A 24646-nucleotide genomic window follows, 5' to 3' on the forward strand; every position below is an offset into this window, starting at 1 on the left:
GATCGAGCGGGTCGCACACACCCGGAGGCACACTGCGGCCCAACGAAAACAGGGCGCACGGTCAGCCGAGGGAGCGATCCTGGTCGGCACCTGCGGGGAGTCGGAGCATTGCCTCGCCCGACCCGTCATGTTGACCAAATGACCGGGCTTGGTGGCCTCCCCCGTGGGCGCCGGGCCCGGCTCAAGCCCTACGGCTGCCATGGGCCGTGAAGAGGCCAGGCACGAGCCTGGCGGTGGCATCGGCTTCGGGCGATGGGACACCGCCAGGCATCCCTCCAGCTTCTCGTCCGCCCCTGCATCGCCCGCACCACGCCGAAGGCACTTGCGATCGCCGACGCACGGCTGACCCAGCTCAGATGTGGTCGACGTCCCCAGCTGGAGCACCAGGCTCGGTGCCGAAGTTCCGGCCGGTGGTCAACGGCGTGGGCCGCCTTCGCGGTCTCACAGCCTGCTCATGCACAAGCCGCATCGTGTCCGGGTTCCAGCCTTCGCAGTCCTGGGCCAGGAATGCCTCGGCTACGTCCAGTGCCTACTTCATTGACAGCACGTCAATCCCGGCGCTGTATATGCGGACCGTGTCGGACCAAACCGTGCCTGTGTCTGCTCTCGAGGCTCGGGAACTCGGCGCGACGATGCCCCGTGGCCTGCGTGAGCTGTTGGAACTGGACCTATCGCAGCGTCTTGAGACACCGTGGCTGCGGTCGGTGCTGACCGCGCTGGCCTTCGCACAGGGGCGCTTTTGCGGTGCGCCCTCGGGTGCACCGATGCGGGGAATGCGCGCCGGGCAGCGCGCCTCCTCGAGCCGTCCTTCTGGATGTCGGTGGGTGGGCGCGAAAGCTGCGTGTGACCTCAAGGCCGCCGGGTGTTGGCTGTCCGGGGTCAGTCCTTGACGTCAGCGGTGTAGCCGGCTTCAGCCAGGGCCTTCTGCAGCAGGTCCGGGCGGTTGCTGATGAACCCGTCCGCGCCCCACCGGGCGAACTCGACCGCGCGCCGCGGGTCGTCGACGGTCCAGAGGAAGACTTTCAGCCGGCGCCCGTGCGGACCTTTCAGGGCATGGACCGCCTTGAAGTATTCAGGAGTGACCTTGAGGTACTTCATATGGATCTGGTCGGCCACCTCGGCGTACCGGGGTAGGTCCTTCGCCACCGGATCGCGTGACAACAGGGCGGTGCGCACCTCGGGAGCGCGGGCGCGCACGGTCTTCAGGGTGCCGGTGTCGAAGGCCTGGACGATCAGCCGGTCGGTCACCCGGTCGCCCTTGAGCCAGCCCAGACGGTCCAGCTCGTTCAGGGTGTCCTCGGTGAGCCTCGGATACAGCTCGGGCCACTTGATCTCCAGCACCAGCCGCTGGTCGTTGCTGTCCACGCGGCGCATGTATTGCTGAAGGGTCGGTATCTTCTCGCCGGCCCATTGCCGGCCCTTCCAGCTGCCGGCGTCGAGGGTGGAAATCTCCGCCCAGGTGAAGTCCGCCACGTTCCACGGCGCGCCGTGCGGGATCTTCTTCTCGACATCAGTGGTGCGGGCCAGGCTCTTGTCGTGGATGACGACCAGCGTGCCGTCCTTGGTGCGCTGGACGTCGTTCTCCAGCCAGTCGATGCCCACCGCCCGCGCGGCATCCACCGCGGCCAAGGTGTTCTCCGGGGCCCGGTATGCCCCGGCCCGGTGGGCCACGCTCGCTACACCGTCGCGATCGGGCGCGTCAGTCGCCGTGGAGGTCACCAGCAGCACCGCTGCCAGCCCCAGGACCATTCCTGCCACGCATATGTAGATGCGTGTGAGCATCCAATCTCCTCTTGAGTAGATCGCACAGATAGTCGCAGAGGAGCTGGGCCGCCGAAGTGCCGGGGTGGAAAGAACGCTCACCACTCGCCGCGGTGAGAGAGCGGGCCGTCCCGCGGGTGCCGGACGGGATGTGCAGCGCGCGGGAGCCCCGCAGCCGCTCGATCTGCGCAGCACTGAGCTCGGTGACGTCGGCGCCGCCCACTACTTCGTCGAACGCGTCGTAGATGTCCTTGCAGGTTCCCTCCAGACGCACCTCCTTCAGGGCCAACCCGCCGCCGAGCCGCCGGCCACGCACGGAGTAGCAGACCAGTTGGGGCGATGCGCGGCTCCCGGAGCACCGCGGCCGGCATCGGCGATGCCCCGGCACCGTCGCTTACGTGCGATGCAACTCCCGCGGGAGCGTCGGCGCATCGGCGTGTGCCTGTGGATCTCGGCCCGCTTGATCGGCCATGCGGCTGCCGCGGGCGCCGACCCCCCTGAGACGATCGAAGTCCGGTGCAGGCAAGAGGAACTGGCGCTGACGGCCAAAGCAGTACTGGTTCCGATCGGCCTGATCCGAGCCCCTGATATCTGTGGCGAGCGCCTGCCGTCCGACCCCGGCGGCCGGCGCGAATGTCCTGCGTGTACTGGTGCGACGGCGGACCCACGTCGCTCTCGTCGGACCTGCGTCGTATGACCACAAGGCCAGTAGGGCCTGTTCGACACGGCCCCTACGAACAACAACTCAAGCGTGAGCGCGTCCGGGGAAAGGTGGTGCCATTCGAGTTACGGTTCGGGCGAAATGAGCGGCTTTCCTGCAATTGACCACTATTCGACATAAAAATAACTATGTTCGTTATTTGCATGGTGAACGACGTCGATTGCCCGGCTATTCCGCATGCTCTGCCGTAGAGCATTGCGGCGGATCGCTGACGAGCAGACCCGCGTAGAGCGGGCCGGGCACTCACCGGGAGGAGTGTCGCGCGCGTGGACTCGACTCATTGTCGCCGTCATGTCCGCGGTCGGACCTGTGCCACCGCTCTCGGCTCAGCATGAGCGCCACCGCGCGAACCGTGTTTGTAGATCACTCAGGCAAAGCGGCACCCAATACTCCAGGTCGCCGGTGAGTAGCTGACCCGGAGGAACGGTGGCCGCTCGTGGCAAAGGAGCCATTCATGACAACCGTGGTCCAGCACGTGCTGAACCGCCTGCGCGACATCGGCGTGAAACACGTCTTCGGGGTGCCAGGTGACTACGCCTTCCCGGTCAACGACGCCATCGCCGAGCACCCGGACGTCGAGTGGGTCGGCAGCTGCAACGAGCTCAACGCCGCGTACAGCGCTGATGGATACGCTCGCGTTCACGGCGTGGGGGCGGTGAGCACCACCTACGGTGTCGGAGAGCTCAGCGCCATGTGCGGTATCGCCGGCGCCTACACCGAACACCTCCCGCTGTTCCACCTTGTCGGCATGCCGGCGATGCCGGTCCAGGCCCACCACTCAATCGTTCACCACACCCTGGGCAACGGCGAGTTCAACCTGTTCCACAAGATGGCAGAACCAGTGGTCTGCGCCAGCGCCATCATGACCCCTCAGAACGTGGCAGCCGAGACCGAGCGCCTCATCGCGGCGGCGCTCTACCACCGTCGCCCGGTCTACATGGCCTTCCCCTCCGACCTGGCGAACATGACCGTGGTCGGTGAGGCTCAGCCGATCCCTGCCCCGGCCAGCGACCCCGCGCAGGTGGACGCCGCCGCACAGGCGATCAGCGACATGCTCGGCAGAGCCAAGAGCGCCTGCGTCCTGCCCGGCATCCTTGTCTCCCGCGCCGGTCTGAACCAGGATCTCCAGCGGTTCCTCGACGCCACAGGGCTGCCCTTCGCCACGATGATGTCCGACAAGGGGGTCCTGGACGAGGACCAGTCCTCGTTCCTCGGCATGTACGACGGAAAGCTCATGAATGAGGGCGTGCGCCGATTCGTCGAGGACGGTGACGTCGTCATCATGGCCGGCACGCTGATGAACGACTTCAACACCGGTGCGTTCACCGCAAACCTGGACCCCGGCCGCACGATCGACATCCGGCACCACTACGTGCGCGTCGACGGCATGACGTATCAGAGCGTGGAGATGAAGGATCTCCTCGACGCTCTCACCGAGAAGCTGCCCAACAAGCAGTGGCCCCGTCCGGCGGCAGAAGTGGTCCGCATGCCCGCGGCCGGCGGCAGCGGCGACGACCCCATCACCGCGGAGAACCTCTACCCCCGCTGGGAGAGCTTCCTCAAGCCCAACGACATCCTTGTGGCCGAAACTGGAACCGTGTCCCTGGGGATGGCGTTCACCCGACTTCCTCAGGACGCCACGTTCCAGAATCAGACCCTGTGGGGCTCGATCGGATGGGCCACCCCCGCAGCGGTGGGCGCAGCCCTCGCTGCCAAGGACGATCAACGCGTCGTGCTGATCACCGGCGAAGGATCCCACCAGCTCACCGCGCAGGAGATCAGCCAGTTCGGGCGCAACGGCCTGCGCCCGGTGGTGTTTATCCTCAACAACAACGGCTACCTGATCGAGCGCCTGCTGTGCGCTCACCCGGACATCTCCTACAACGACGTCGCCCGTTGGCAGTACTCCGAACTGCCGGAAGTCCTGGGCTGCGAAGGCTGGTTCACCGCTCGCGTGACCACATCCGCCGAACTCGACCAGGCCATGGAAACCGCGGCGAAGGCCGACACCGGCTGTTACATCGAGGTCGTCACCGCAACCTACGAGGCTCCGCCCATGGCCGAGCAACTGCACGAGAACACTGCGACGCTCTACTCCACTTGAGCATCGTGCACGAGCGTTCCTATGTGAGGCCGGGGCCGGCCGTCAAAACCGAACGCCGGACGAGCCACGGTCTCCGCGGAACGGCCCTGCTCACTAAGCGACGTCGGGCTTGATCAGCTCGTGCGTACATTCGAAACCCGGCGTTCGTCACATGCCACACCCGCGAAGACGAGCTCGCTGTCGCGACACATCTCGGCCGACAGCGCGACCTGGTCGCGCTGTCGGCGCGCCGCTCGGTACCGGCAGACCGCGGAGGCCGAGCGCGCAGCATCCGATTCATCCGGGCCCCTCGTACGCCTGGCCAGCGAGAAGCCGAGCTTCGATCGTCGTCCGCGACCGCGCCCTGGGACCGGTCTGCTTCTACCGGTGGGGTACGGCGAAGGGCCCATTCGGGGACGGCGATCTCACGCTCGCTGTGGACCTGGCGGGCCGGGCAGCGGTGGCCCTGGACCACGGTCGCCGCTACGTCCGCGAGCGCAACACCGTACTCGCCCTGCAGCAAGGCATGCTGCCCCAGCGCTTCCCCGCCACCCGGGCCGTGGACTGGGCTCATCACATGGTCTACTCCGGAGCCGGCGACGACTGGACCGACGTCATTCCTCTTCCGGGGGCCCGCGTCGCACTTGTGAGTGGGAGCGCCCCGGCCGCGGCGTGCGTACGGCCGCCACCATGGGGCGGCTTCGTGCGGCCGTGCACACCCTTGGCCAACCTGAACCTGGCCCCGAACGAACTCCTCGCGCGCCTCGACGACCCGGTCCGCGCTCTGGCCGGAACCTTCCCTGGCCGACCTGGACATCGGCCTCGGTGCCAACAGCACGCCAGGTGGTCGTACGCCGGCAACCGGATCTGATCCGTACCGGATCCGCACCTTCGCGGACTGGCAGAGCCACACGGCGACTTCACCGATCTCACCCCGTCCTGCGAACCCGGCCCCGCAACCGCACCGCGAGCCGCCCACGTCCCTCGTCCCCGGCCAGACTGACGGCGCAGGGGGAACTTCAATGTGGCCAGTCCACCAGGCCGTCGGGCGATGGAGGTTCGGTTGACGGGGCCACATCGCGCAGCCACTCATCCAGATGTGCGTCCTGCTTGCGCATGCCTCGTGGCCAGACACGGTCGACAAGGATCCGCTTGCCGTCCTTGGGCGAGGTCTCCTCGTAGACTCTGTGGTAAGTGATCTGTTTGACCATGACGGCACCTTCCAGATCGATCGCTCGGCCTGAGATGGTGGGCGGCCGCGGTGCGCCGCGCGCGCCCACATCCGACTCACCCATTTTATCGGTGACCGCCTTCGGCGGGGCTCGCCCGGGCGAGCCGGCCGGTGAGAGAGAGGAGGCCGAGCATGCGCGGCAGCCGTACGACAACGCAGGCCCACGACTTCCCCTCGGTGATGGCCCCCCGACTGGGTTCCGTGCGCGAACTGGACGAGGCCATGACCACCTGCCGGGCCTGCCCACGGCTGGTGGCCTGGAGGGAGGAGACTGCACACGTCAAGCGCAGGGCCTTCCGGGACTGGGAGTATTGGGCCAGGCCCGTGCCCGGCTTCGGCCCGCCGGACGCACCGCTGGCGATCATCGGACTGGCTCCGGCCGCGCACGGCGGCAATCGCACCGGACGCATCTTCACCGGTGACCCGTCCGGCAACGCGCTCTACGCCGCCCTCTACGACCTCGGCCTGGCCTCCCAGCCAGTAGCCACGCACCGCGACGACGGGATGAAGCTCTACGGCGTACGGATCACCATGCCGGTGCACTGCGCACCGCCCGCCAACCGCCCCACCACCACCGAACGCGACACCTGCCGGCCATGGCTCGCCCGGGAGCTGGAACTCCTGCGCCCGACCCTGCGCGCAATCGTGGTGCTCGGCGGCTTCGCCTGGCAGGCGCTGCTCCCGGTCCTCACCGCCACCGGCTGGCAGGTGCCTCGTCCGCGCCCAGCTTTCGGGCACGGCGCACACGCGCAGCTCACCGACGCCCGAAGTGAACGAGTGTTGCATTTGCTCGGCGGCTACCACCCGAGCCAGCGCAACCTGTCCACCCGCACACTGACCCCTGCCATGCTCCGCGACGTACTGCACCGCGGCGCCGACATCGCCGACGTGGCGGTCCGTCGGCCTCCTGGGTGACCCTCCTCCAGCCTTGACTAACTCTTCTCACCGGGGCCGGTCGACGCGTGTCAAAGGCTGCGGACCGCTGATCCGTGAACGGCGACGAGGGCATGGGTGCTTCGATGTAGTCGCGGATGCGGATGACCTCGCCGTAACGCAGATGAAAGACCCGGTACGTTCAAGCTGTCCACCGATACCTCGTTCATCCACAGGGTCTGTGATGTCGTCGGCCTTACTTCGACCCGCCGGAGAAGGCCCTGGTCCTGTGTGTGGACGAGAAGTCGCAGATTCAGGCCCTGAGCCGCTCCGGTACCACGAACCTGTTCGCCGCCGGTGACCACCGGAAAGGTCATCGGCTCTCTGCACCGCAGGCACCGAGTCGCAGTGACCGCTGGGCCGCAGGGCTGCCTCGGCGGCGGACTATCGATCCGCCAATTCGGACCTCCTCGGCGGCTGATCCAGCGAGCGTGCCCTGGCTGGCTGCCGTCGCCTTCATCGGCGTTATGAGCACAAGCCGGAGCGCTTCCTCGCCTTCATCATCCTGAGGGATGTGCCGATGACAGGGACAGCATGACCGAGGAGGAAACCTCGCTCAGGCCCTGAGCGAGGTTTCCTCTGCAGTGTTGGCTGGTTCGGCCCCACCGCTATCCGGTGAGTCGGCCGGAGCGCCAGTGCCGTCCGTTGCGACGGGATGCGCAAGGGCTTCGTAGGCTCCTGCGTGTCGGAAGTTGGGACGAGCGGCGCCACCCGCTGCGGGCACCGTCCTCGCCCCGGAGGAGGAGTTGGCGGGCGTTCTGGCCGATCATGTTCTGACCGGAGACGGCTTCGACGATGGCTTTGCGACGACTGTAGGCGGCCATGCCGGACTTGGTCCGTAGTTTGCGAGCCATGCACTCCTTCAGGATGGCGTTGAGCAGCGACCAAAGCAGCCGACGCGGGGACTGAAGGGGCCGGCGAGTAATGACAGCGCTGTCTGACAACCCTGCTCCCGGACGGCGAGACGGTCACTTCCCGCCTGTCGGTGACCCATTCGAGCGTTGTTTGACGACGGTGCCTTCGCCCTCGATGGTCGGACTGCTGTGGCGGCTAGCGTGGATACACCGCCCAGGTGTGGGTGCACCTCACGCGCCCAGAACGACCGTTCGACCGTTCTCGCGGTTGTCCGGCGAGCGAGCAATGGAAGGGCCCGACATGTCCAACCACTTCACCGGCCTCAGCCTTGGACCGCCGCTCGGCGACCAGCGCCTGGATCTGTGCGACCTGTACGCCTTCGGGGCACCCGGCGATCCGAACAGGACCGTTCTCATCCTCAACGCCAATCCCAACGCCGATGCTCTGCACCCCGATGCCGTATACCGCCTGAACATCGACAGCGACGGCGATTACCTGACCGACGTCGCTTTGAGCTGGGTCTTCAGCCCGCCGTCATCCGACGGCTCGCAGACCTACAGCGTCTTCATGGCAACCGGTGCGGAGTCCCGCAGGCCCGAGGCGGTCGGCACCAAGATCGTGTCGGACGCCGCCGTCTCCTTCGGCCCCCAGGCCAACGTGGTCAGCAGCGGCGACTACAAGGTGGCCGCCGGTAGCCGCAGTGACGCCTTTTACTTCGACTTCGACGGAATCAAGAATCTGTTCGACACCAGCGGCAAGCGGAATTTCACCGCGCCGCACCTGGGCGGAAAGTCCCCGTGGACCGGCGTCGACTCCAACACCACGGCCAACGTCTTCTCCATGGCCGTCGAACTGCCGACCGCGGAGCTGGCCCCCAACCCCGAGCTGCACATCTGGGGCCGGTGCAGCGTCCTGCGCGACGGCGAACTCGTCCACGCGGACCGGGCCGGGCACCCGTCAATGAGCAGCTTCTTCAACACCGACGACACGAAGGAGGAGTACAACGCCAGCGAACCGGTCGACGACCGGGCCAGGTGGACGGACCAGTTCGTCCACCTGTTGGGTCACACCGGCGGCTACTCGCGTGAGGAGGCGATCACCGCGCTCGACGAGCACGGCCTCCTGCCGGATGTGCTGCACTTCGACCCGTCCAAGCCTGCCGCGTACCCGAACGGCCGGACATTCACGGAAGACGTCATCGACATCCGCGTCGCGTTCCTCACCAAGAACGAGGCGCCGCCCACCGGTCTGACGCCGCACACCGACACCCTGGACCGGTTCCCGTACCTCGGCGACCCGCACCCGGCAACCGACTCCTGACGGATCCCGGCGGGAGGACACACCCGGGGCTCCGACGGTCCAACCGACACAGCCGGCGGAGCCGTTCCCCGATCCGATGGGCCGTGGGTCCGCCTCCTCACCCCTCCCGAAGCTGCCCGAGCACCGTTTTCGGGGACTGACACGAAAACCCAGCGGAGGCAGACGAGTCGCTCTCTGTTTGCCACGCGACCGTCCTCGAATTACTGGCCGCCGGGCTCAGCCGAAGGGCGATTGGCCGCCAACTTCGGATGACCTCCCGCACCGTCAAGCTCTTCGCCGACGCAGCCACCCCTGAGGACCTGTTCCACGGGCAGTGGCAGGGCCGGCCATCCAAACTCGACGCCTTCAAGCCCTACCTGGATGGCCGCTGGAACCAAGGCTCCACGAACGCCTGGACGCTGTGGGAGGAGATTGTGCCGCTTGGCTATCAGGGCGGCTACCAGCGGGTTCGCGCCTACTTCCGGGAGAAGCGGCTCTCGCCGGGCCCCGTCACGGCTCAGCCACCGTCACACAGGTCATCGCCTTCCTGCACCGGCACGGCATCACCAGCGACGCGCTGCTGTGGTCGCCCCCGGCCGCGTGAGTGCTGCGTGCGCTGTTCGACCGTCTCCCTCAGGCGGCCACCTCCTCCTTTACATAGCGGTCGCCGGCTCATGCCGCGGCGGGTCCAGTGCTATCCCGGCGGTCCTCACTCGTCCCGTCCGCGTCAGGAGTGAGGGGTTCCTGGCCGCCGCGTCCTTCGAGGAGGCGGTCGCGCTGCTGGCCGACCGCAGCGCTCCCGGCCCGGTCCCCCGGCTAAAGACCAAGGAGCTGGTGCGCCCCAGCGCGTCCAGGCGGCCCCCTGCTGGGAGCAATGGGCACGCTGTATGCGATGACCAGAGCGCACCGCGTCTGCGGCGCAGTGGTCGACTTCGCCGATCCCACGACGGTCTTCCCCGATCCCCGGCTGCTGTGACCGGCCGCGGGGGCGGAAGTGAGTCTTGGCGCCTGGGCGCTGCTGAGCGAAAGCAGCGCGAAACGCATCCGAGCCGGCAGCGGCTGGGACCGTCGAGGTCGGCACAGCCCGCCACACACATGCCGACAAGTTGCAGAAATTTTCCACAACTCCTCTTTCGTCGACTGGGATCAATGGGGCTCAGGTCACGTCCCGCCGGTTGACGAGCAGGCAGGAGAGGCCGAGGCACACCACCACGTACGCCGCGAGCACCAGGCTCGCGGACAGGGGGCCCGAAACCGAGACGACCCCGGGAATCGAGGTGTTCGGCTTGCCGGACGGATCGAGGGCGGTGGCGAGCGACCCGGCGCTCGGTCCAATCAGCAGCCGTTGCACCCACTTGAGGGAGGGAAAGGTGCCGGCCAGTCCGGAAACGAGGTTCTCCAGCGCCAGCAGCCAGAGCAGGCCCACTCCGATGGCCGCCCCGGTGCCGCGCAGCAGGATCGACAGGAAGATGCCCAGGCTCGCCGCGGCCATGCTGATCAGCCAGACGGCGCCGGTTCCGCCCAGCAGCGTGGCCGCGTCCGGCCAGTGGGCGGGGCGGCCGGTGAGTGCCGCGACGAGCCCGCTCGCCCCCGCGCTCGCCGCCAGCACCAGCACCGTGACGCACAGGACCGCCACCGCTGCCGCCATGGCCTTCCCGAGTACCGCCGAGTTCCGGCCGGGTCCTTGGACCAGAAGGGTGCCCCAGGTACCCCACCGGTACTCCCCGCCGACGAGGACAGCGCCGAGGATCAGCATCAGCGCGCTGCCGAACATCGGGTACAGGTCGACTGTGCCGGACAGGAACTTGTCCGGCAGCACGCCGCCGATCAACTGCTCCGGATCACCCGCCGAGCCGACAGGCCGGTTCCTGATGGCCAGCCAGACGATGTACGGCACCACCATGCCGAAGGCCACCGCCAGGCCGGCCCATGCCCCGCCGACGACCCAGACACCGGGACGCTTGCGTGTCGCCAGCAGTTCGGCCCGAAAGACGCCATTCACCGGCCCACCACCTCCATGGATTCCGGTCCGGTGGGCCGGTGGCCCTCCACCAGGTCGAGGAACACGTCCTCCAGGGAGAGGACCTGCTTGCGCAGTTCACTGACCTCCAGCCCGTTCACCACCAGCAGCCTGTTGACGGCGGCCGCCTCACGCGGGTCGACGACCACGCGCAGGTCCCCGTCGCCGACGGTCGCCGAGCGGACCGCCGGCAACTGCCGTACGAGCTCTGCGGCACGCTCGGGCGAGTCCACGGTCACCGTCAGACCGCCCTCGCCGACCCCTCGGCGCAGCTCGGCCACCGTTCCCTCGGCGATCAGCCGGCCGTGCCGGATCACACCCACCCGGTCGCACAGATGCTCCACTTCGGCCAGCAGATGGCTGGACAGCAGCACCGTGCGGTTGTCCCGGCGCAGTCCTGTGATCAGCTCGCGCATGCTCGCCATGCCCTCCGGATCGAGGCCGTTGGTCGGCTCGTCGAGGATGAGCAGAGTGGGGTCCTTCAGCAGCGCGGCGGCCACCGCGATGCGCTGTTTCATGCCGAGCGAGTACGAGCGGTAGGCGACATCCGCCTTGGCCGTCATCCCGACTTCTTCGAGAACCTGCTCGATGCGGGCCGTGGGTACGGACGCGTAGCCGGCGAGGACGCGCAGATTGTCCCGGCCGGACAGATGCGGATACAGGGCCGGTGCCTCGATCAGTGCTCCCACCCCGTGCAGGCTGCTCCGGGTCCCGGCGCGGTGGCCCAGCACCGTGGCGGTCCCCGAGGTGGGCCGGATCAGCCCCACCAGCATCCGCATGGTGGTGCTCTTCCCGGCCCCGTTCGGTCCGAGGAATCCATAGACCTTGCCGCGCCGGACCGTCATGTCGAGGTCGAACACACCGGTTTCCGGGCCGTACCGCTTGGTCAGCCCGCTGGTGCGGATCGCGATGTCGTCGCCGCTGTCAGGCATCGGCGGCCTGCCGTTCACCGGAGCGGCCTCGCGCGGCCAGCCCGAGGATGCCGGCCGCCGCCACGGACTCCACGGCGAGGATCACCACCGCCCACACCGGGCCCGTCCAGCGCTGAAGGGTGCCGAACCACACCCACATCAGCGCGCAGTAGGCCGCCACGAGGAGCAGGAGCGAGGTGATGCCGTAGATCGCGTAGGCGCGTGCGTCGCGGGGCGAGTAGGCGCTGAGCTGTTCCCGGGCGGCGGGGTCGCGCCGGCGCAGTCGCAGCCGCCAGAACCGGTAGGACTCGCGGCGCAGGTCGACGATGTTCAGCGAGTGGGTGAGCATGACGTAACCGTCCGATCGCAGAATCGGCAGCAGACTCATCACGGCGCCTCCGCTGCCGAACAGCAGCAGCCCGGCAGCGAGCGAGCGCCCGGGCACCCCGTCGCGGGCCAGCAGCCACCAGGCCAGCACCGGTACGAGCGCCATCAGACTGACGAAGACGCCCGCGAACGCCGTGCCCACCCGGGCCCTGCGTCGGTGGAAGAGCACGATGTCGTCCGTGCGGCAATAAGGGGTCAGCATCGGAAACCGCCAGCTGAGCCCGATCTCGGTGACCGTGCCGCCGAAATGGCGGCAGGTCACGCCGTGGGCGAACTCGTGCAGCACGGTGATGCCCCAGAACAGCAGCATCGACAGCGGCACGGTGATCACCCAGGACCTCTGGTGCGTCGCCTCGTGGGTCAGGGTGGACACGTGCGTCCAGACGAACACCTGCAGACCGGCCACCAGGACGAACGCGGGGATCAGGAACGCCGCACGGAAGGCGAACGCCAGCCGGGTGGCCAGAGCGGCGCACAACCGGTCGGGGCGCAGCATCACCCAGCGCCGGCGCAGCCGGCTCTGCCGCGCCGACTCCTTGGCCTCGTGGGCCTGTCTGAGCTTGTCCAGGGCCGCGTCGTCGGCGTATCCGTCGAGCAGTTGGTAGCGGCCGAGCATGGTGAACATCTGCTGCCAGTGTGCGGGCCCGAGCCGGCGGTCGTAGGTGTCGGTGTAGCTGCGTCCGATGTCCTCGAGGGTGTGACCGCCGTCCATCAGCCCCATGATGAAGTGCTCACGGGGGCCGACCCGGTAGTAGCAGCCGGTGCGTGCGTCCTTGACGTGGTGCACGGTCTTCGGGCCGGAGCGCAGGGCGGGGCCGAGTAGCACCTCGGGCCGGAGCCGGGGTCGGTCGTAGGCCGTTCCGGTCACCGCAGCGCCTCCTTGGGTGCCATGTCGGACAGCGCTCTGCAGATGACGTAGGAGAGATAGATCTCGTCCAGGATGCTCACCCCGAGCCTGTTGTTGGTCATGTGGACGTAGGAGCTGAGCATGATGGCCAACGCGTCCTGCGGGTCCGGTACGGCTCCGTCACGGAACGTCAGGTGTCCGGCGTCGGCCAGTTTCAGTACGCGGTCGCGGAGTTCGGCGCAGTGGTCGAGCCAGGACCGCTCCAGCGGGGTGGGCGACGCCGCCACGTCGCCCCAGGCGCTGTCGCGCACATGCCGCAGCCGGGGCACCAGCCTGTCCTTCATCCGCTCGTAGGAGCGGTCGAAGCGCTCGTGCTGGCTGTCGCTCGGCTCCTGGTACGAGGTCTCCCACATGGTGCGGTAGCGGACGAGGAACCGGGCCACCGCGTCCTCGTCCCGCAGCAGGGCGAAGCACAGTCCCGCCGTCAACTGCGCCGCCTGGCCGAGCAGTACGGTCCGCACATGCACGTTGGTGGTCTCCAGCAGCGCCATCACCGTCTCGCTGGACTCCTGGAAGTGCCACTCGGCCAGCTCCATGCCGGCCGGGCCACCGTAGCGGTCCAGCTCGCGTTCATAGGGGATGGGCGCGACGCTGTTGTTGTCCCGGAACGGCATCTCGCCGTCGGCGCCGTAGAGTTCGTTCCAGCGTTCCTCGGTGTACTCGGCGAGGAACATGTTCTTGTAGAGGTCGCCGCTGGAGTTGCGGTCCTCCTCGTAGAGGGCGGGGCGCTCGCCCAGGTACGCCTCCAGCCTCTCCCGCGCCGCGCGGGCGACTTCGCCGGCCGCCGAAGCGTCGGCCGGCAGCAGACGCAGCCGGATGTGCGGACCCTCCAGCCAGTAGCGGATGAAGAACCACGAGCGCAGCAGGCCCCGTTCACTCAGGCGTGACATCAGCGGCCGTACGCAGTGCACCAGTACCGGGTTGGCGTTCGCGGCGTAGAAGACGTGCAGGCTGATCCAGCCGTCGCCGTCCTGCTCCGTGTCGGCGGTGCCCCCGTCGTTCGATCCTCGTCTGCCGTCCATCACCGCTCCGTATCAGTTCCGTTGACGCCGTCGAGCTGGACCGTGAGTTCGGTGACGTACCGGTGCCGGCCGTCACGCAGCCACATCTGGTCGGGGCCGGGCAGCATCTCCGTGAGCACCACCGCCGAGGCGCTCTTGCGGACCGCGGTCTCCAGCAGCCGGACGCACGCGTAGGAGTCGAAGTCCACGTACTGCGGCTTGTGTTCACCGCCCAGCGAGGCGAACACATGACGCGGGAGCCCCGCGTCGCACTGCCATTCCCGCCACGCCAGGAACCACTCCTCGTCCGGCTGTCCGGCCACCGCCGGCGGCAGCTGGTCGGCGGCGAACCGCCAGGTCTTGCGCTGCAGCACCACATTGCCGAGCCGCACACGGGGGAGGACACCGCTCGCGCCTTCCTGGACGCCGGTGCCCTCCCACAGGTCGAGCTGGACCATGGTGGTGCAGGAGAAGTTCAGCAGCACCTGCTGCACCTCGGGCAGCGCCATCGGCAGCAGGAAGCCCAGGTAGACGGGGATCACCTCGACGCCCAGACGGCGGGAGCGCAGTCGCAGCCGGTCGGTGGCCGCGTCGTGCTCGACGACCAGGTCCTCCACCGGGATCCGCTCGTGCGGCGGGCGGAAGCTGGTCTCTCCGGGGCAGACGATCTCGTAGGGGGTGACGACCGGGTGGAGGTTCAGGTTGGTCGCGTCGTAGCCACCCTTGAGCTCGGCGAACACGGCGCCCTCCGGTACGGCGTCGTCCAGCGAGCGGCGCAGTGACGCGGTGAGGGCGTCGTCGAAGCAGTGCGCGAACCGGGAGAAGAGCAGGGTGAGTCCGGAGTAGACCCGGTTGACGACCACGACGGGGTCCTCAGTGCCGTTCTCGGCGAGCTGAAGGAAGAACGACAGCGACCGCATGTCCTCCGTCCGCGGCAGCAGCTCCTCCACGGTGGCCAGGAAGTCCTGGTCGAGCTCGACGTCGGCTCCCCGCGCGCGGGCTCCGTCGTACCGGACTCTCATCTCCTCGGCCACGGCGGCGCGGGCGCGGTCGATGCCGGCGATCTCCTCCTGCCGGAACCAGTTGTCGTACGGACGCAAGGTGGTGCCGTCGAAGCGCTGATGGCGCATCAGGCGCTGGTTGTAGTTGTCGTAGAAGTCCTGGTTGAACTGGTGGGCGAAGGACAGGAAGTCCTCGCAGCGGCCGCCTTCGCCGTAGCGCGCCCGGAAGAAACCCTTGGTGACGAGCCTGCGTACCGCGTTCCCGTCGAACGCCGGGAGAATCCGGGCCAGTTGACGCAGGCCGGGGGTGAGCTGCCGGGTCCAGGCCTCGGCGTCGCCGGTCACCGCCAGCCCGGGCAGTGTGGTGTCCTCATAGACCAGGGTGCGCAGGACCGGTGTGTCGTCGCGGCCCAGCAGGCGGTGCGTCTCGGCCACCGACTCCTTCACGTGGGCAAGCAGTTCACGCCTGCGGGCCAGTCCGGCCCCGGTGAACCGTTCGACGTCCGCGCCCATCCGCTCGACGAGCGTCGCGATGTCGTCGGCCCAGCTCGTCCCCAGTCCCCGTAGCCCGCTTCGGTAGGTGGAGACCGGGTCCGGGTCGTGGATGTCGATGTGCAGATCCGGCACGACGAGCAGGCCGAGCCTGAGCAACTGTGCGAGATACCGCTCCGCTTCCGGCTCGGGGCGCTTGGCGTCCATCGCGCACAACTGCCGTACGGCGTCCTCGAACCGCAGCGTCGTGCCGTCGCCGAACAGCTTGAGCACATCGGCGAGCGCTTCTCCGCCGGGCAGGAAGAACAGGCTCTCGTGGACCGCGTCCAGGGTGACCGCCGCGTCCGCGTTGCCGTCGGCGCCACGCAGCTTGCGCAGGTAGCGGACCCGGTCCTGGTGCACCTGCGTTCCGCTGGTGGCCCGGACCGGCAGGTCATGACGGATCCGGGGGTTCGTGGTCAGCAGTTCCGACAGTCTGGCGAGTACCGCAATGTTCAGCCGGGTGCTGCCCCGCTTCTCCCACCCGTCGACGGACGCGACGAGCGGCCGGCCGCCGGCCTCGGCGAAGTGGCCCGCGGACACCGCCGTCAGGGTGCTGAACGGGCTGGTCTTGCACGCGGTGCGCAGCAGGTACTCCAGCAGTGACCGCTCGATGCGCCTCTCCCGCTTGCTGAGCGGGCCGCCGGCGCGGTGCAGGTAACCGTCGAGATACCCGTCGAGCGACGGGGACGACAGCTGGATGCCGTGCCGCAGGTCCGTCTCCGTCGCCGCGCGCCGCAGCTCCCGCCGGACCGCGGCACTCTCCTCGGCCAGGATGCCGGAGCCGGTCCGCAGCAGCGCCTCCTGCCGCTGCCGTTCAGCGGACCACTCGCGCAGCTCGGCGAGTTCGGTGGCTGCCAGCAGCGGCTCGGCTGCCGCCAGGCCGCGTGGCGCACGGGCGTTGAAGACGTCGCGGCGCAGGTTGATCAGCGTCCGGCGGGCCGCCGGGTCGTCGAGGCTCTGTGCCACCCGCTCCTGCAGGAAGTCGGCGAGTCTGGCCCCGCGCTCGCGCAGCCGCCGCCGCGCGTCGAGCACGCCGTCCGCCCACGCCGCGCTCATGGGAGTGGCCAGCGCGGCGGCGGTTTCGAAGGGGAGACCGCCGACGCGCAGCATGAACCTCGGCACCAGGTGCCACCGCACGCGCTCCGCGCTCTCGTGGTCGGGCAGGGTCGCGGCCGACGTCACACGTGACGTCGGCGCCGGCAGCGCGCTGGATTTCACGAATGAGCCCTCTCAGACCAGCCGGTAGTCGAAGTCCGCGCTGTCCGCGCGTTCGTGGCCGAGCAGGACGAAGAGGAAGGTTCGCTCGTCCCCGTCGTCGAGGCCGGCCCACTCGTCGATGGCGATGTTGTCGAAGCCGAGCACCACCCCGCAGCCGACGCCCAGCGCGGCAGCGGCGGTGTAGGCCGTCTGCGCCACCGCGCCCACCTCGGAGTTGAGCACCCGGTAGCCGCGGCTGCCGTAGGCGTCGAGCGTGCTGCGCCACCGTCCCGAGATCGCCAGCACGGCGCCGACCTGCTCCAGGTTGTAGTTGCTCAGGTAGTAACTGTGTTGCAGCTTCTCGGCGAGCGGCATTTCGCGCACCACACGCAGCCGGTGCCCGCCGCCGTCGTAGCGGTAGGTGCCGCTGGGCAGCCCGGCGACCCGGTTCGCCAGTACGTACAACCCCGTCAGCCCCACGTCGTCGGGCACCACGTCCGAGACGTACCGCTGCCCCGACACCGTGCCGGCCAGCACGGTCCCCAGTTCGTCGAGGCCGAGCGGGCGGGAGCGGGTGAACGAGCCGAAGCTGGTCCGGCGGGAGCGCAGCGTCTCGCCGACGTCCGTGCCCATCCGGTCGGTCAGCGGCTCGGGAAGTACGACGTCCTCGCCCCCGGCGGGCGGGACCGGTACGAGTCCGCGCGCCGCCTCGGGCTCCGGGCGCTCGCGGCGGTCCGCCAGGACCGCATGGTGCACCTGCTCGACCTGCTCGAAGGTGCGGGTCCGCGCCGACCTCTCGAAGCTCGGCCGGTCGATCAGACCGACCGGGCCGTCGCGGTCCGCCGGACCGGTCGCAGGGACGGCGGGCCCACCGAACGGCAGCGGGACCACGGCCAGCGCGCACTCCTGGTCGGTTTCGAGTCCCAGCAGCCGGTTCAGCCGTTCGTCGTCGAACCACAGCACGCGGGTGAGGCGTCGGCCCGTGCCCCGCGCGATCAGCTCCCAACTGCCCAGCAGCGCACCGGCGTCCTGGGTCACCACGTGGTAGCAGAAGCTGTTGTACTTGAAGGAGTTCTTCCAGAACCGCACGGTCACCACGAGGAAGCCGTCGGACTCCCCGGAAGCGGTCCCGGTCCCGTTCCCGGACTCGCACGCCGCGCGCACCTCATCGGTGAGATCACCGGCCAGCAGGCGCTCGAAGCCATGGTGCGCCGTCGAGTAGTGGTAGACGCCGGGGGTCAGTGGACCACCCGGCCCGGCCACCCAGTACACCTCCAGCGGGTACATCCCGCCCCCGGATGCGGTACCCCTCCCCCACAGCGCCTCCGGGTACAGCACCCGCACATGGCTGTCCTGGTTCCAGCTCACCCGCAGCCTGCGGTCGAGGACGCCGTAGGACAGCCGCAGCAAGGCGGCGAGCGAGTCGAGCGTCCAGGGCGGGCCCTGGCCTGCGGGCAGTTCACCGAGGAGTACGTCCGCGGCGCCGGCCAGCGGCAGGCCGGTGCCCGCCGGCAGGGGGAAGCGCCGCACCCCCAGGTAGGTCTTGTGCCGGGAGGGCTGGTCCTCCCAATCAGGGGCGAATCCGACCGGCTCCATCGGCTCCCGGCCGCGCCGGAACACCGACTCCACATAGTCGCTCACAACCTGCGTGCGGTTCTCGGACACGGGATCTCCTTCTTCGGCCGGGGCCGGCGCCGACGGGGACGGCTCACGGAAGGCAGCGGGTACAGCTCACGGGAACGGGTGCGGCCTGCGGTTCAGCCCCGTGGGACCGAACCCCTCGTCGCGGGCATGGATCTCCGCCAGCGTGCCGTCGAGGTAGGCCTTCAGCCGCGGGTGCTGCAGTACACGCTGCCGCTCCCAGCCGAAGTCGATCGGCACCAGTCCCGGCGCCAGCACGCTCAGCGTGCGGATGCCGGTGCCGTCCTGCTCCGGGCAGGTCTGGTCCACCGCGACGACGTCGCTGCCCACCTCGCGCAGCCGTTCCATCACGAACCGCGCGTCATCCGTGAGGTCCAGGCTCTCGGGTCGCTGCGCGAGCCACGGGCCGTACAGCTCGTCCATCGACCGGGGCGGCGCCGCGTCCAGCAGGAAGTCGACCACCGGTGCCATCTCCGGCAGGCCGTACAGCAGCGCGTGGTGGGTGAGTTCGTGCACCCGGTTGTGGTCGGTGACCATCGCGCGCAGGTCGGGCAGTTTCGCCTCCACCCGCTCGTCCATGCCCGGGATGTAGGAGGCGGTCTCCGCGATCGCCGCACGCACCGCCTCCACCGGGTCGATGCTCGCGCCGGCGGCGAAGCACAGCCGGCCCATCCCGCCGTCCAGCCGCTCGGCCACCGCCATCACCGCGGGCACCGGGATGTCCACGCGCATGTCGAACAGGCGCATCCGATAGCCGAGCCTCGCGACCCGGTCCAGTACGAACTGGACCTCCTCGTCGACGACGGTCGCCTGGTCGATCTCCGGCAGCTTCGCCGCGCCGTACCAGCACAGCAGGAACGCGTCGCGCTCGATGAGTTCGAGCATGCCGTGCAACAGCGCCTCCTCGACACTGCTGCCGCTGGCGCAGCCGTTGGAGCACTCCTGCACGAACTTCCGGTCCGGGCGGCGGTCCAGGTAGAACACGAACTGCTCGGGCACCAGCAGTGGCCGCTGCTCACCGAACGAGTAGCCCCAGACCCAGTGGGTCGGGGTGTCCGGATGGTAGGACTGGTAGTAGTCGTTGTGTCCGACGTAGAACTCGGGACGGTACGAGCCCATCGTCGCGGGGTCGAGGGCCTGCGGCGCCAGTTCGCGGTAACTGCCGTACGTCTCCGGCCGCTTGGCCCGTGGGAACTGGCCCGCGTACCGCTCCAGGCCCTCCAGGATGCCGTATCGCTCGCTGCTCGCCGAGCTCTGGGACTGCCCGCTCCACCACATCTCGTGGTAGTCGTACTTGCTGCGCACCCGGAAGTACCCGCTGACGGGCAGGGTGGCGCTGCACTGGTAGACGCGGCGGGCCGCGCTCGCCAGCGCTCCGCACACCTCGTTGACCAGGCCGGTGATCGGCAGGGTCAGGTCCGCCGCCGACGCACCCCGGTAGATGGTCGGCCCCGGCTTCGGTCGCGGGCCGAGCGGCAGTCTCGCGCCCTCGGCGGTGTCGGGCACCGGGGTGGCGCAGCTCTCGCACTCGGAGTCAGGGATCAGGTCGTGGCGGTCGACCGTCAGATCACCGGTCCGCAGCTCCACGATCCGTCCGATCCGCCGGTCGCCGGGGGCGACTTCGCCGTCAGCCGTCTCCGCGTGCACGATCTGCGCGATCTGCTCCAGGGCGAAGGCGGTGAGCGATTCATCACCCGCCACCCAGGCGTCCGCGCCGTCCTCGATCGGCCGGCGCTCCTCGACCGGGCGCAGCGCCAGCCAACGGCGGTCCAGGCAACGGCCGCACGGCCGGCTCGTGCCGTCGGCCCGGTGCAGCGGCCCCATCAGCACCGTCCCGCCGTACAGACGCACCGGGTAGACGAGTCCTTCGGCCGGCCGCTCCCTGCTCGGCGCCGGCCGCTCCGGCAGGCCGAGCACCCCGACGTCGACCGTGACGCCCGCGCCGGCGCGCCCGGCCAGATAGCCGCGGACGACGTCGGTCACCCGGGGGTCGTCCAGGACCGTCGCGGTGGTCACCGCGTTCGACACCACATTCATCCGTCCACCCAGTCACTCCGAAGATGGGGGGTGCGGCTGCCTGCCTCGGCGACGGGGACCGTCGCGTCGGGCAGCCGCACGTGTCAGCCGGACGACCGGGCCGGCGGCAGGTGCTCACCGGCCCGGTCAGCTGCCTGCGTCAGCTGGTGCTGCTGCTGCAGGAGCAGCAGCTGCTGGTGGAGCAGGAACAGCAGCTGGAGCACGAGCAGGACGAGCTGGACCACGCCAGCTCGACGGACTCGTCGGTCATCTCTTCGATCTCGAACGTCGCGCTCTCCAGAGCGCTCAGTTCGTCTCGGAGCTCAACGGACATGGCGATCCTCCCTTCGTGATGATGGGATGTGCACCCGGAACCGGTGTTCCGAGAACCATGGCGCGCCTCGAGGGCGCGGACCGGCTCGCTGTCGCGCTACTTCGCAGCGAGCAGGATCGTTCCAGTGACCATCGCGCGGATCGCGCTCAGGTCGACCGGCGTCGTGTCGACGAACAGGGCGCGCGTGCCGTCGGCGTCCAGCCGGCCGAGCGCTTCGGGCATCGGCACACCGGGCTGGTCGAAGGACCACTCGGCCTTCGCGTCGCCCTCGGTGAGGGTCCTGGGGTCGAAGTCGGCCACCAGCGGGTCGCCGGGGTCCATGGGCGCGCCCTCGTAGTGCCGGCCGACGGCCAGACCGACGGCGTCCCGCACCGCCTCGCGTACCGCGGCGCGCACCGACAGCGCCGAGCCCGTCGCCCAGTCGAGCGCTCCGCCGTCGGCACCCTCGACCACCGCGAGTACCGCGAAGGCCGGTACGGCGCCGGGCAGCGCGTAGACCCGGGCGGTGCGGCCGATGTGCCGCAGGCCGCCGAGCGCGAACGCCGTCTCCTCGTCGCCGGCCAGCCACTCCTCGGTGAGTGGCAGGGCGGGGTCCTCGCCGCGGATCGCGCGGACGAGCCCGCGCTGCGCCAGCGCCGAGCACAGCCCGCGTTCCTGTACGTCCGCCGCGGTCCAGCCGGCCGCCGCACCCGCGGGGCTCGGCTCGAACAGCAGCCGGGAGTTGGCCGGGGAGAGCGGGTGGACAGCCGCGGCCTGCACCTGCCAGCGGCTTGAGTCGTGCAGTGACACCGCGGACAGGCGTGCTCGCATCGTCGACTCCTCCTCGGGTGCGGGCAGGCCGCTGAACAGGGCGAGCCGCTCGGCCGGAACCGGTTCCCCGTCCAGGGGGGCCACCTCGCCCCGTAGCCCGACGGGCCCGAGCCGGCCCACGTAGCAGACGACCGCCACCTGCACCGAGCGCGTGCGGGCGACCAGGAGCGTGTCGGTGTCGAACGCGGCGATCTCACGCGCCCCGTCGGTCAGCGAGCCGGCCGGCCCGAGCCGCACCCGGCCGGTCTTGAGCGGGATCTGCCGGATCGAGTCGTCCGTCCAGCCGGACATCACGCCGAATCGCGGGGAGACCAGAACAGCCGCACGCCCATAGGCGTCACTGTCGTCCGCGGGCGGGCGTACGGCGTCGTCCGGCTCCACCCGCTGGTGACGCATCGGGCATCCGGGATGCGGCAGCACCCGTTCGCGGCCGGCCTCCAGCGTGGTCAGATCCTGGATCACGGCGTGCCGCTCGTCGTCCGGCTGCAACTGGCCGGTGCGCAGCCTGAAGACCTCGAACGCGACGGCGTTTCCGGCCATGGACTGCGCCACCAGGCCGTCGGCCGGGTCATCGCCGCCGGCCGGGCCGACCGCCAGCGAGCGCCAGAAGTCGGCCATCAAACGAGGATCGGAGTTGGCGGACAGCCGAAGCTGCGCGCACACCCAGCACGGCTGCTCCGCGGGCCCGGAGACCGGCCCCACCACCATGCGGTCCGGGTCGGCCACCACCGGGACCAGGCGCGGGCCGTGCGGAACGCCGTGCAGCCGTTCGGCCAGTTCGAGCAGCGCACCGCTGCGCGATCCGTCAGCCACTGCCACCACGACGTCGAACGGCGTCAGATCCTCGGGGGTCGATGGCATCACGACGACGTGTGCCGGTGCGCCCGCGTCCGCGAGCCGGGCCGTCTCGGTGTCGAATTCCGATCCCCACGCGGCGTGGTCCAGCGCGATTTCGGCCAGGCCATTGCGCAGCAGGCCGCGCACCGCGGCCGCCGCTACGCTCCCGGGTGGGCCGCTGACCAGCACCCGGGAGGAGCGGAACCGCGCGAAGAGTTCCTGCGGCGTCCGCTGGTCCGCGTGCATGAAATGTTCCACGAAATTGATCTGCGGCGCGAACAGATCCGATAAGGCGGCCGGCAGCACCTGCACGTCAGGGCGCGGGACGGCGCGGGCGAAGCCCCGGTCGAGCAGGGTGCGCATCAGTCCGACCGCGGTTTTGCGTCGGGTGTCGTCCAGCCCTTCACATAATTCAGCGATGCTGGATTCGCCAGTCATTCGAGGACCGAGGACGGACATCCACTCATATGCGCCGGCGCCTTTGAGTACGCAGGAAGTCTCTGAACTTCTGAGATAGATTCCGGTGTCGACGCGAAGAAATACCACGTCATTACGCAGCCGGGGTCTTATCTCCATCAGAGGTGCACGGTCGATCGTTTGCATAGCGTCCCTTCGCAGGATCGTACGCCTCTCAACGGTGGGGCAGCGCTACCCGCGTCCACCGGGGAGGATTGTGTCGCCCCCGCCATGGCCACGTCAACGGGTTGTACCGACTTCAACGAGTGTTTCCGTCTGGGCGCTTTTGGGAATCCCTGGCGGACGGCGGCGACGCAGGAGGACCTATATAGGGTCACGCCCTCGGGGCATTATCAGGCTCCGCCGGCGGCGCATTTCGGGGGTCATCCAGCCACACTCCGGCCTGGATTTGCTGAACGATACTTAGCGCACGGCCACAATCCGCGGGCAGCCCACGACTGGCGAAACGCAATCAACCTTCAGTGGAATCACCGTGTAACCGACGGTAGCCCTTGGCGTTGACGCGTCCCCTCACCCGGCGGGACGATCCCGATCGCAAACAAGTTACCGGTGCACGGGTGCCCTGGCATTCGGCGTCGCGCCCCATGATCCCCGACTGACTCCTGAACCGGTGGTGAATAGCGCGCCAACGAAAGGCGAAAGGAGCGGGCAGCGCCGCGCGTGAGGGGTTGCTACCTGAGTTTTTCGGAGTGGGGTCGGTGGGGTGAGGGGCAGGCGGTGAGGCATCCGTTGATCAGGTGGGGCCGGAGCCGGGTTCTGCGTAACTCGCGGCGGAGTATGCGGTCGAGGTCGTCGGGTGTGTCGAACGCGGTGTTGGCCATCGCTCTCCGCCGTTCGGCTGCGTACGCCCAGGAGCGCACCGCCCGCGCCCAGCGGCTCAAGGCAGCCACGGGTATCTGAGCCCGGCACTTCGACGGCCGGGCCAGGCGCTGTCGGCCGACACGCGCCCCACGGGCGATCAGCGACCGAAGCGACTGAAGCGACCGGAGGAGTACTCATGCGAATCGCGGTACCGGTTCCGCCCGTACAAGACGGATCACTACCGATACTGAGCCGCAGCTCCCGAGGTTCCTCTCTGCGGTCCCACCACGGCAGTCACCTTGTCCACCGAGCCCCGGGGGCGCCTTCATAACCATGCACAGCCTCGCGACGCCGCAGAGCGGCCGTGACGTCCTCGACCCGCACCTGGACCGGTACGCCGTGCGCACCGCGGGCATGACGGCCTCGGAGATCCGGTCGTTGTTCGCGGTCGCCAGCAGGCCGGAGGTGGTCTCGCCGGCCGGCGGCGTGCCGAACCTGGCCGCGCTGCCGCTGGAGTCACTCTCGACGCAGGTCGCGCAGATCATCGGACCTTTCGCCTCCGGCCTGCGGGTCGGCTGGGTGCCGGAGGGTGTGGACACGAAGGCGATGCTGCCGCGCGCGGTGTCCGCCCGGGTGGCGTACGCGTCGGGCAGCGGGTTCCACACGGACCAGTCCGGCAGCCGCCAGATGCGGTTGTCCTACTGCTACCCGACGCCGGAGCGGATCCACGAGGGCAAGCGCCGGCTGGCCGCTGTGCTGGAGTCCGAAATGAACCTCGCGCGCACCTTCGCCGGCGTGGGCTCCCACCGGATACCGGGGTCGCGGGCGCCCTCGCCGGACACGGTCTGATCCGGCCTCGGCCACGGATACCGCCCGGCTCCCCCGGCTT

General features: G+C 69.2%; 15 protein-coding genes and 3 pseudogenes. 7 read left to right on the forward strand and 11 right to left on the reverse strand.

Features of this window, described 5'->3' with window-relative positions; genetic code table 11:
* Positions 1-879 precede the first annotated feature (879 nt).
* Entirely contained in the window at positions 880-1782 is a 903-nt protein-coding gene (locus OG878_RS40705; RefSeq protein ID WP_328891742.1) for a glycerophosphodiester phosphodiesterase, read from the reverse strand.
* Positions 1783-2936: 1154 nt separating this feature from the next.
* Here OG878_RS40705 and OG878_RS40710 point away from each other — a divergent pair.
* Positions 2937-4586, forward strand: coding sequence for an alpha-keto acid decarboxylase family protein (locus tag OG878_RS40710; RefSeq protein ID WP_328891743.1), 1650 nt, complete (start codon positions 2937-2939; stop codon positions 4584-4586).
* A 415-nt stretch (positions 4587-5001) separates the two neighbouring features.
* Entirely contained in the window at positions 5002-5436 is a 435-nt protein-coding gene (locus OG878_RS40715) for a hypothetical protein (RefSeq protein WP_328891744.1), read from the forward strand.
* 187 nt (positions 5437-5623) lie between these two features.
* Here the strand turns inward: OG878_RS40715 and OG878_RS40720 are convergent.
* Positions 5624-5776, reverse strand: a pseudogene (locus tag OG878_RS40720) (DUF488 domain-containing protein); the annotation flags it as partial.
* Positions 5777-5928: 152 nt separating this feature from the next.
* On the opposite strand from OG878_RS40720, the gene OG878_RS40725 reads away from it, so the two are divergent.
* Both OG878_RS40725 and OG878_RS42565 read left to right on the forward strand, forming a co-directional pair.
* Entirely contained in the window at positions 5929-6711 is a 783-nt protein-coding gene (locus OG878_RS40725) for a uracil-DNA glycosylase (protein ID WP_328891745.1), read from the forward strand.
* Positions 6712-6858: 147 nt separating this feature from the next.
* Positions 6859-7071, forward strand: a pseudogene (locus OG878_RS42565) (IS630 family transposase); the annotation flags it as partial.
* A gap of 362 nt (positions 7072-7433) precedes the next feature.
* On the opposite strand, the pseudogene OG878_RS42570 reads toward OG878_RS42565, so the two are convergent.
* A pseudogene (locus OG878_RS42570) lies at positions 7434-7604 on the reverse strand (IS5/IS1182 family transposase); the annotation flags it as partial.
* 280 nt (positions 7605-7884) lie between these two features.
* On the opposite strand from OG878_RS42570, the gene OG878_RS40740 reads away from it, so the two are divergent.
* Positions 7885-8904, forward strand: coding sequence for a DUF4331 family protein (locus tag OG878_RS40740; RefSeq protein WP_328891746.1), 1020 nt, complete (start codon positions 7885-7887; stop codon positions 8902-8904).
* 1135 nt (positions 8905-10039) lie between these two features.
* Here the strand turns inward: OG878_RS40740 and OG878_RS40745 are convergent.
* From OG878_RS40745 to OG878_RS40775, 7 genes are all read right to left on the reverse strand, one after another.
* Positions 10040-10885 carry an ABC transporter permease gene (locus OG878_RS40745; protein ID WP_328891747.1) on the reverse strand — a complete coding sequence of 282 codons (846 nt, stop codon included), beginning with the start codon at positions 10883-10885 and terminating at the stop codon, positions 10040-10042.
* Positions 10882-11835, reverse strand: coding sequence for an ABC transporter ATP-binding protein (locus OG878_RS40750; RefSeq protein ID WP_328891748.1), 954 nt, complete (start codon positions 11833-11835; stop codon positions 10882-10884). The genes OG878_RS40745 and OG878_RS40750 overlap by 4 nt, the downstream gene beginning before the upstream one ends.
* Positions 11828-13069 carry a hypothetical protein gene (locus tag OG878_RS40755; RefSeq protein WP_328891749.1) on the reverse strand — a complete coding sequence of 414 codons (1242 nt, stop codon included), beginning with the start codon at positions 13067-13069 and terminating at the stop codon, positions 11828-11830. Before OG878_RS40755 ends, OG878_RS40750 begins: the two co-directional genes overlap by 8 nt.
* Positions 13066-14130 (reverse strand): thiopeptide-type bacteriocin biosynthesis protein, encoded by a 1065-nt coding sequence (locus OG878_RS40760; RefSeq protein ID WP_328891750.1) that lies wholly within the window; start codon positions 14128-14130, stop codon positions 13066-13068. Before OG878_RS40760 ends, OG878_RS40755 begins: the two co-directional genes overlap by 4 nt.
* Positions 14130-16862 carry a lantibiotic dehydratase gene (locus OG878_RS40765; protein WP_328891751.1) on the reverse strand — a complete coding sequence of 911 codons (2733 nt, stop codon included), beginning with the start codon at positions 16860-16862 and terminating at the stop codon, positions 14130-14132. Before OG878_RS40765 ends, OG878_RS40760 begins: the two co-directional genes overlap by 1 nt.
* 12 nt (positions 16863-16874) lie before the next feature.
* Positions 16875-18506 carry a SagB family peptide dehydrogenase gene (locus OG878_RS40770; protein WP_328891752.1) on the reverse strand — a complete coding sequence of 544 codons (1632 nt, stop codon included), beginning with the start codon at positions 18504-18506 and terminating at the stop codon, positions 16875-16877.
* Positions 18507-18572: 66 nt separating this feature from the next.
* Positions 18573-20519, reverse strand: a complete 1947-nt coding sequence (locus tag OG878_RS40775; RefSeq protein WP_328891753.1) for a TOMM precursor leader peptide-binding protein — start codon at positions 20517-20519, stop codon at positions 18573-18575.
* An 80-nt stretch (positions 20520-20599) separates the two neighbouring features.
* Between OG878_RS40775 and OG878_RS40780 the strand changes: the two genes are divergently transcribed.
* On the forward strand, positions 20600-20851 hold the full coding sequence (locus OG878_RS40780; protein ID WP_328891754.1) for a hypothetical protein: 252 nt from the start codon (positions 20600-20602) through the stop codon (positions 20849-20851).
* A gap of 77 nt (positions 20852-20928) precedes the next feature.
* On the opposite strand, the gene OG878_RS40785 is transcribed toward OG878_RS40780, so the two are convergent.
* Entirely contained in the window at positions 20929-22917 is a 1989-nt protein-coding gene (locus OG878_RS40785) for a TOMM precursor leader peptide-binding protein (protein WP_328891755.1), read from the reverse strand.
* 1173 nt (positions 22918-24090) lie between these two features.
* Between OG878_RS40785 and OG878_RS40790 the strand changes: the two genes are divergently transcribed.
* Positions 24091-24606, forward strand: coding sequence for a hypothetical protein (locus OG878_RS40790; RefSeq protein WP_328891756.1), 516 nt, complete (start codon positions 24091-24093; stop codon positions 24604-24606).
* Positions 24607-24646: the final 40 nt, after the last annotated feature.

This window comes from Streptomyces sp. NBC_00316 (assembly GCF_036158715.1).
Taxonomy (GTDB): Bacteria; Actinomycetota; Actinomycetes; order Streptomycetales; family Streptomycetaceae; genus Streptomyces.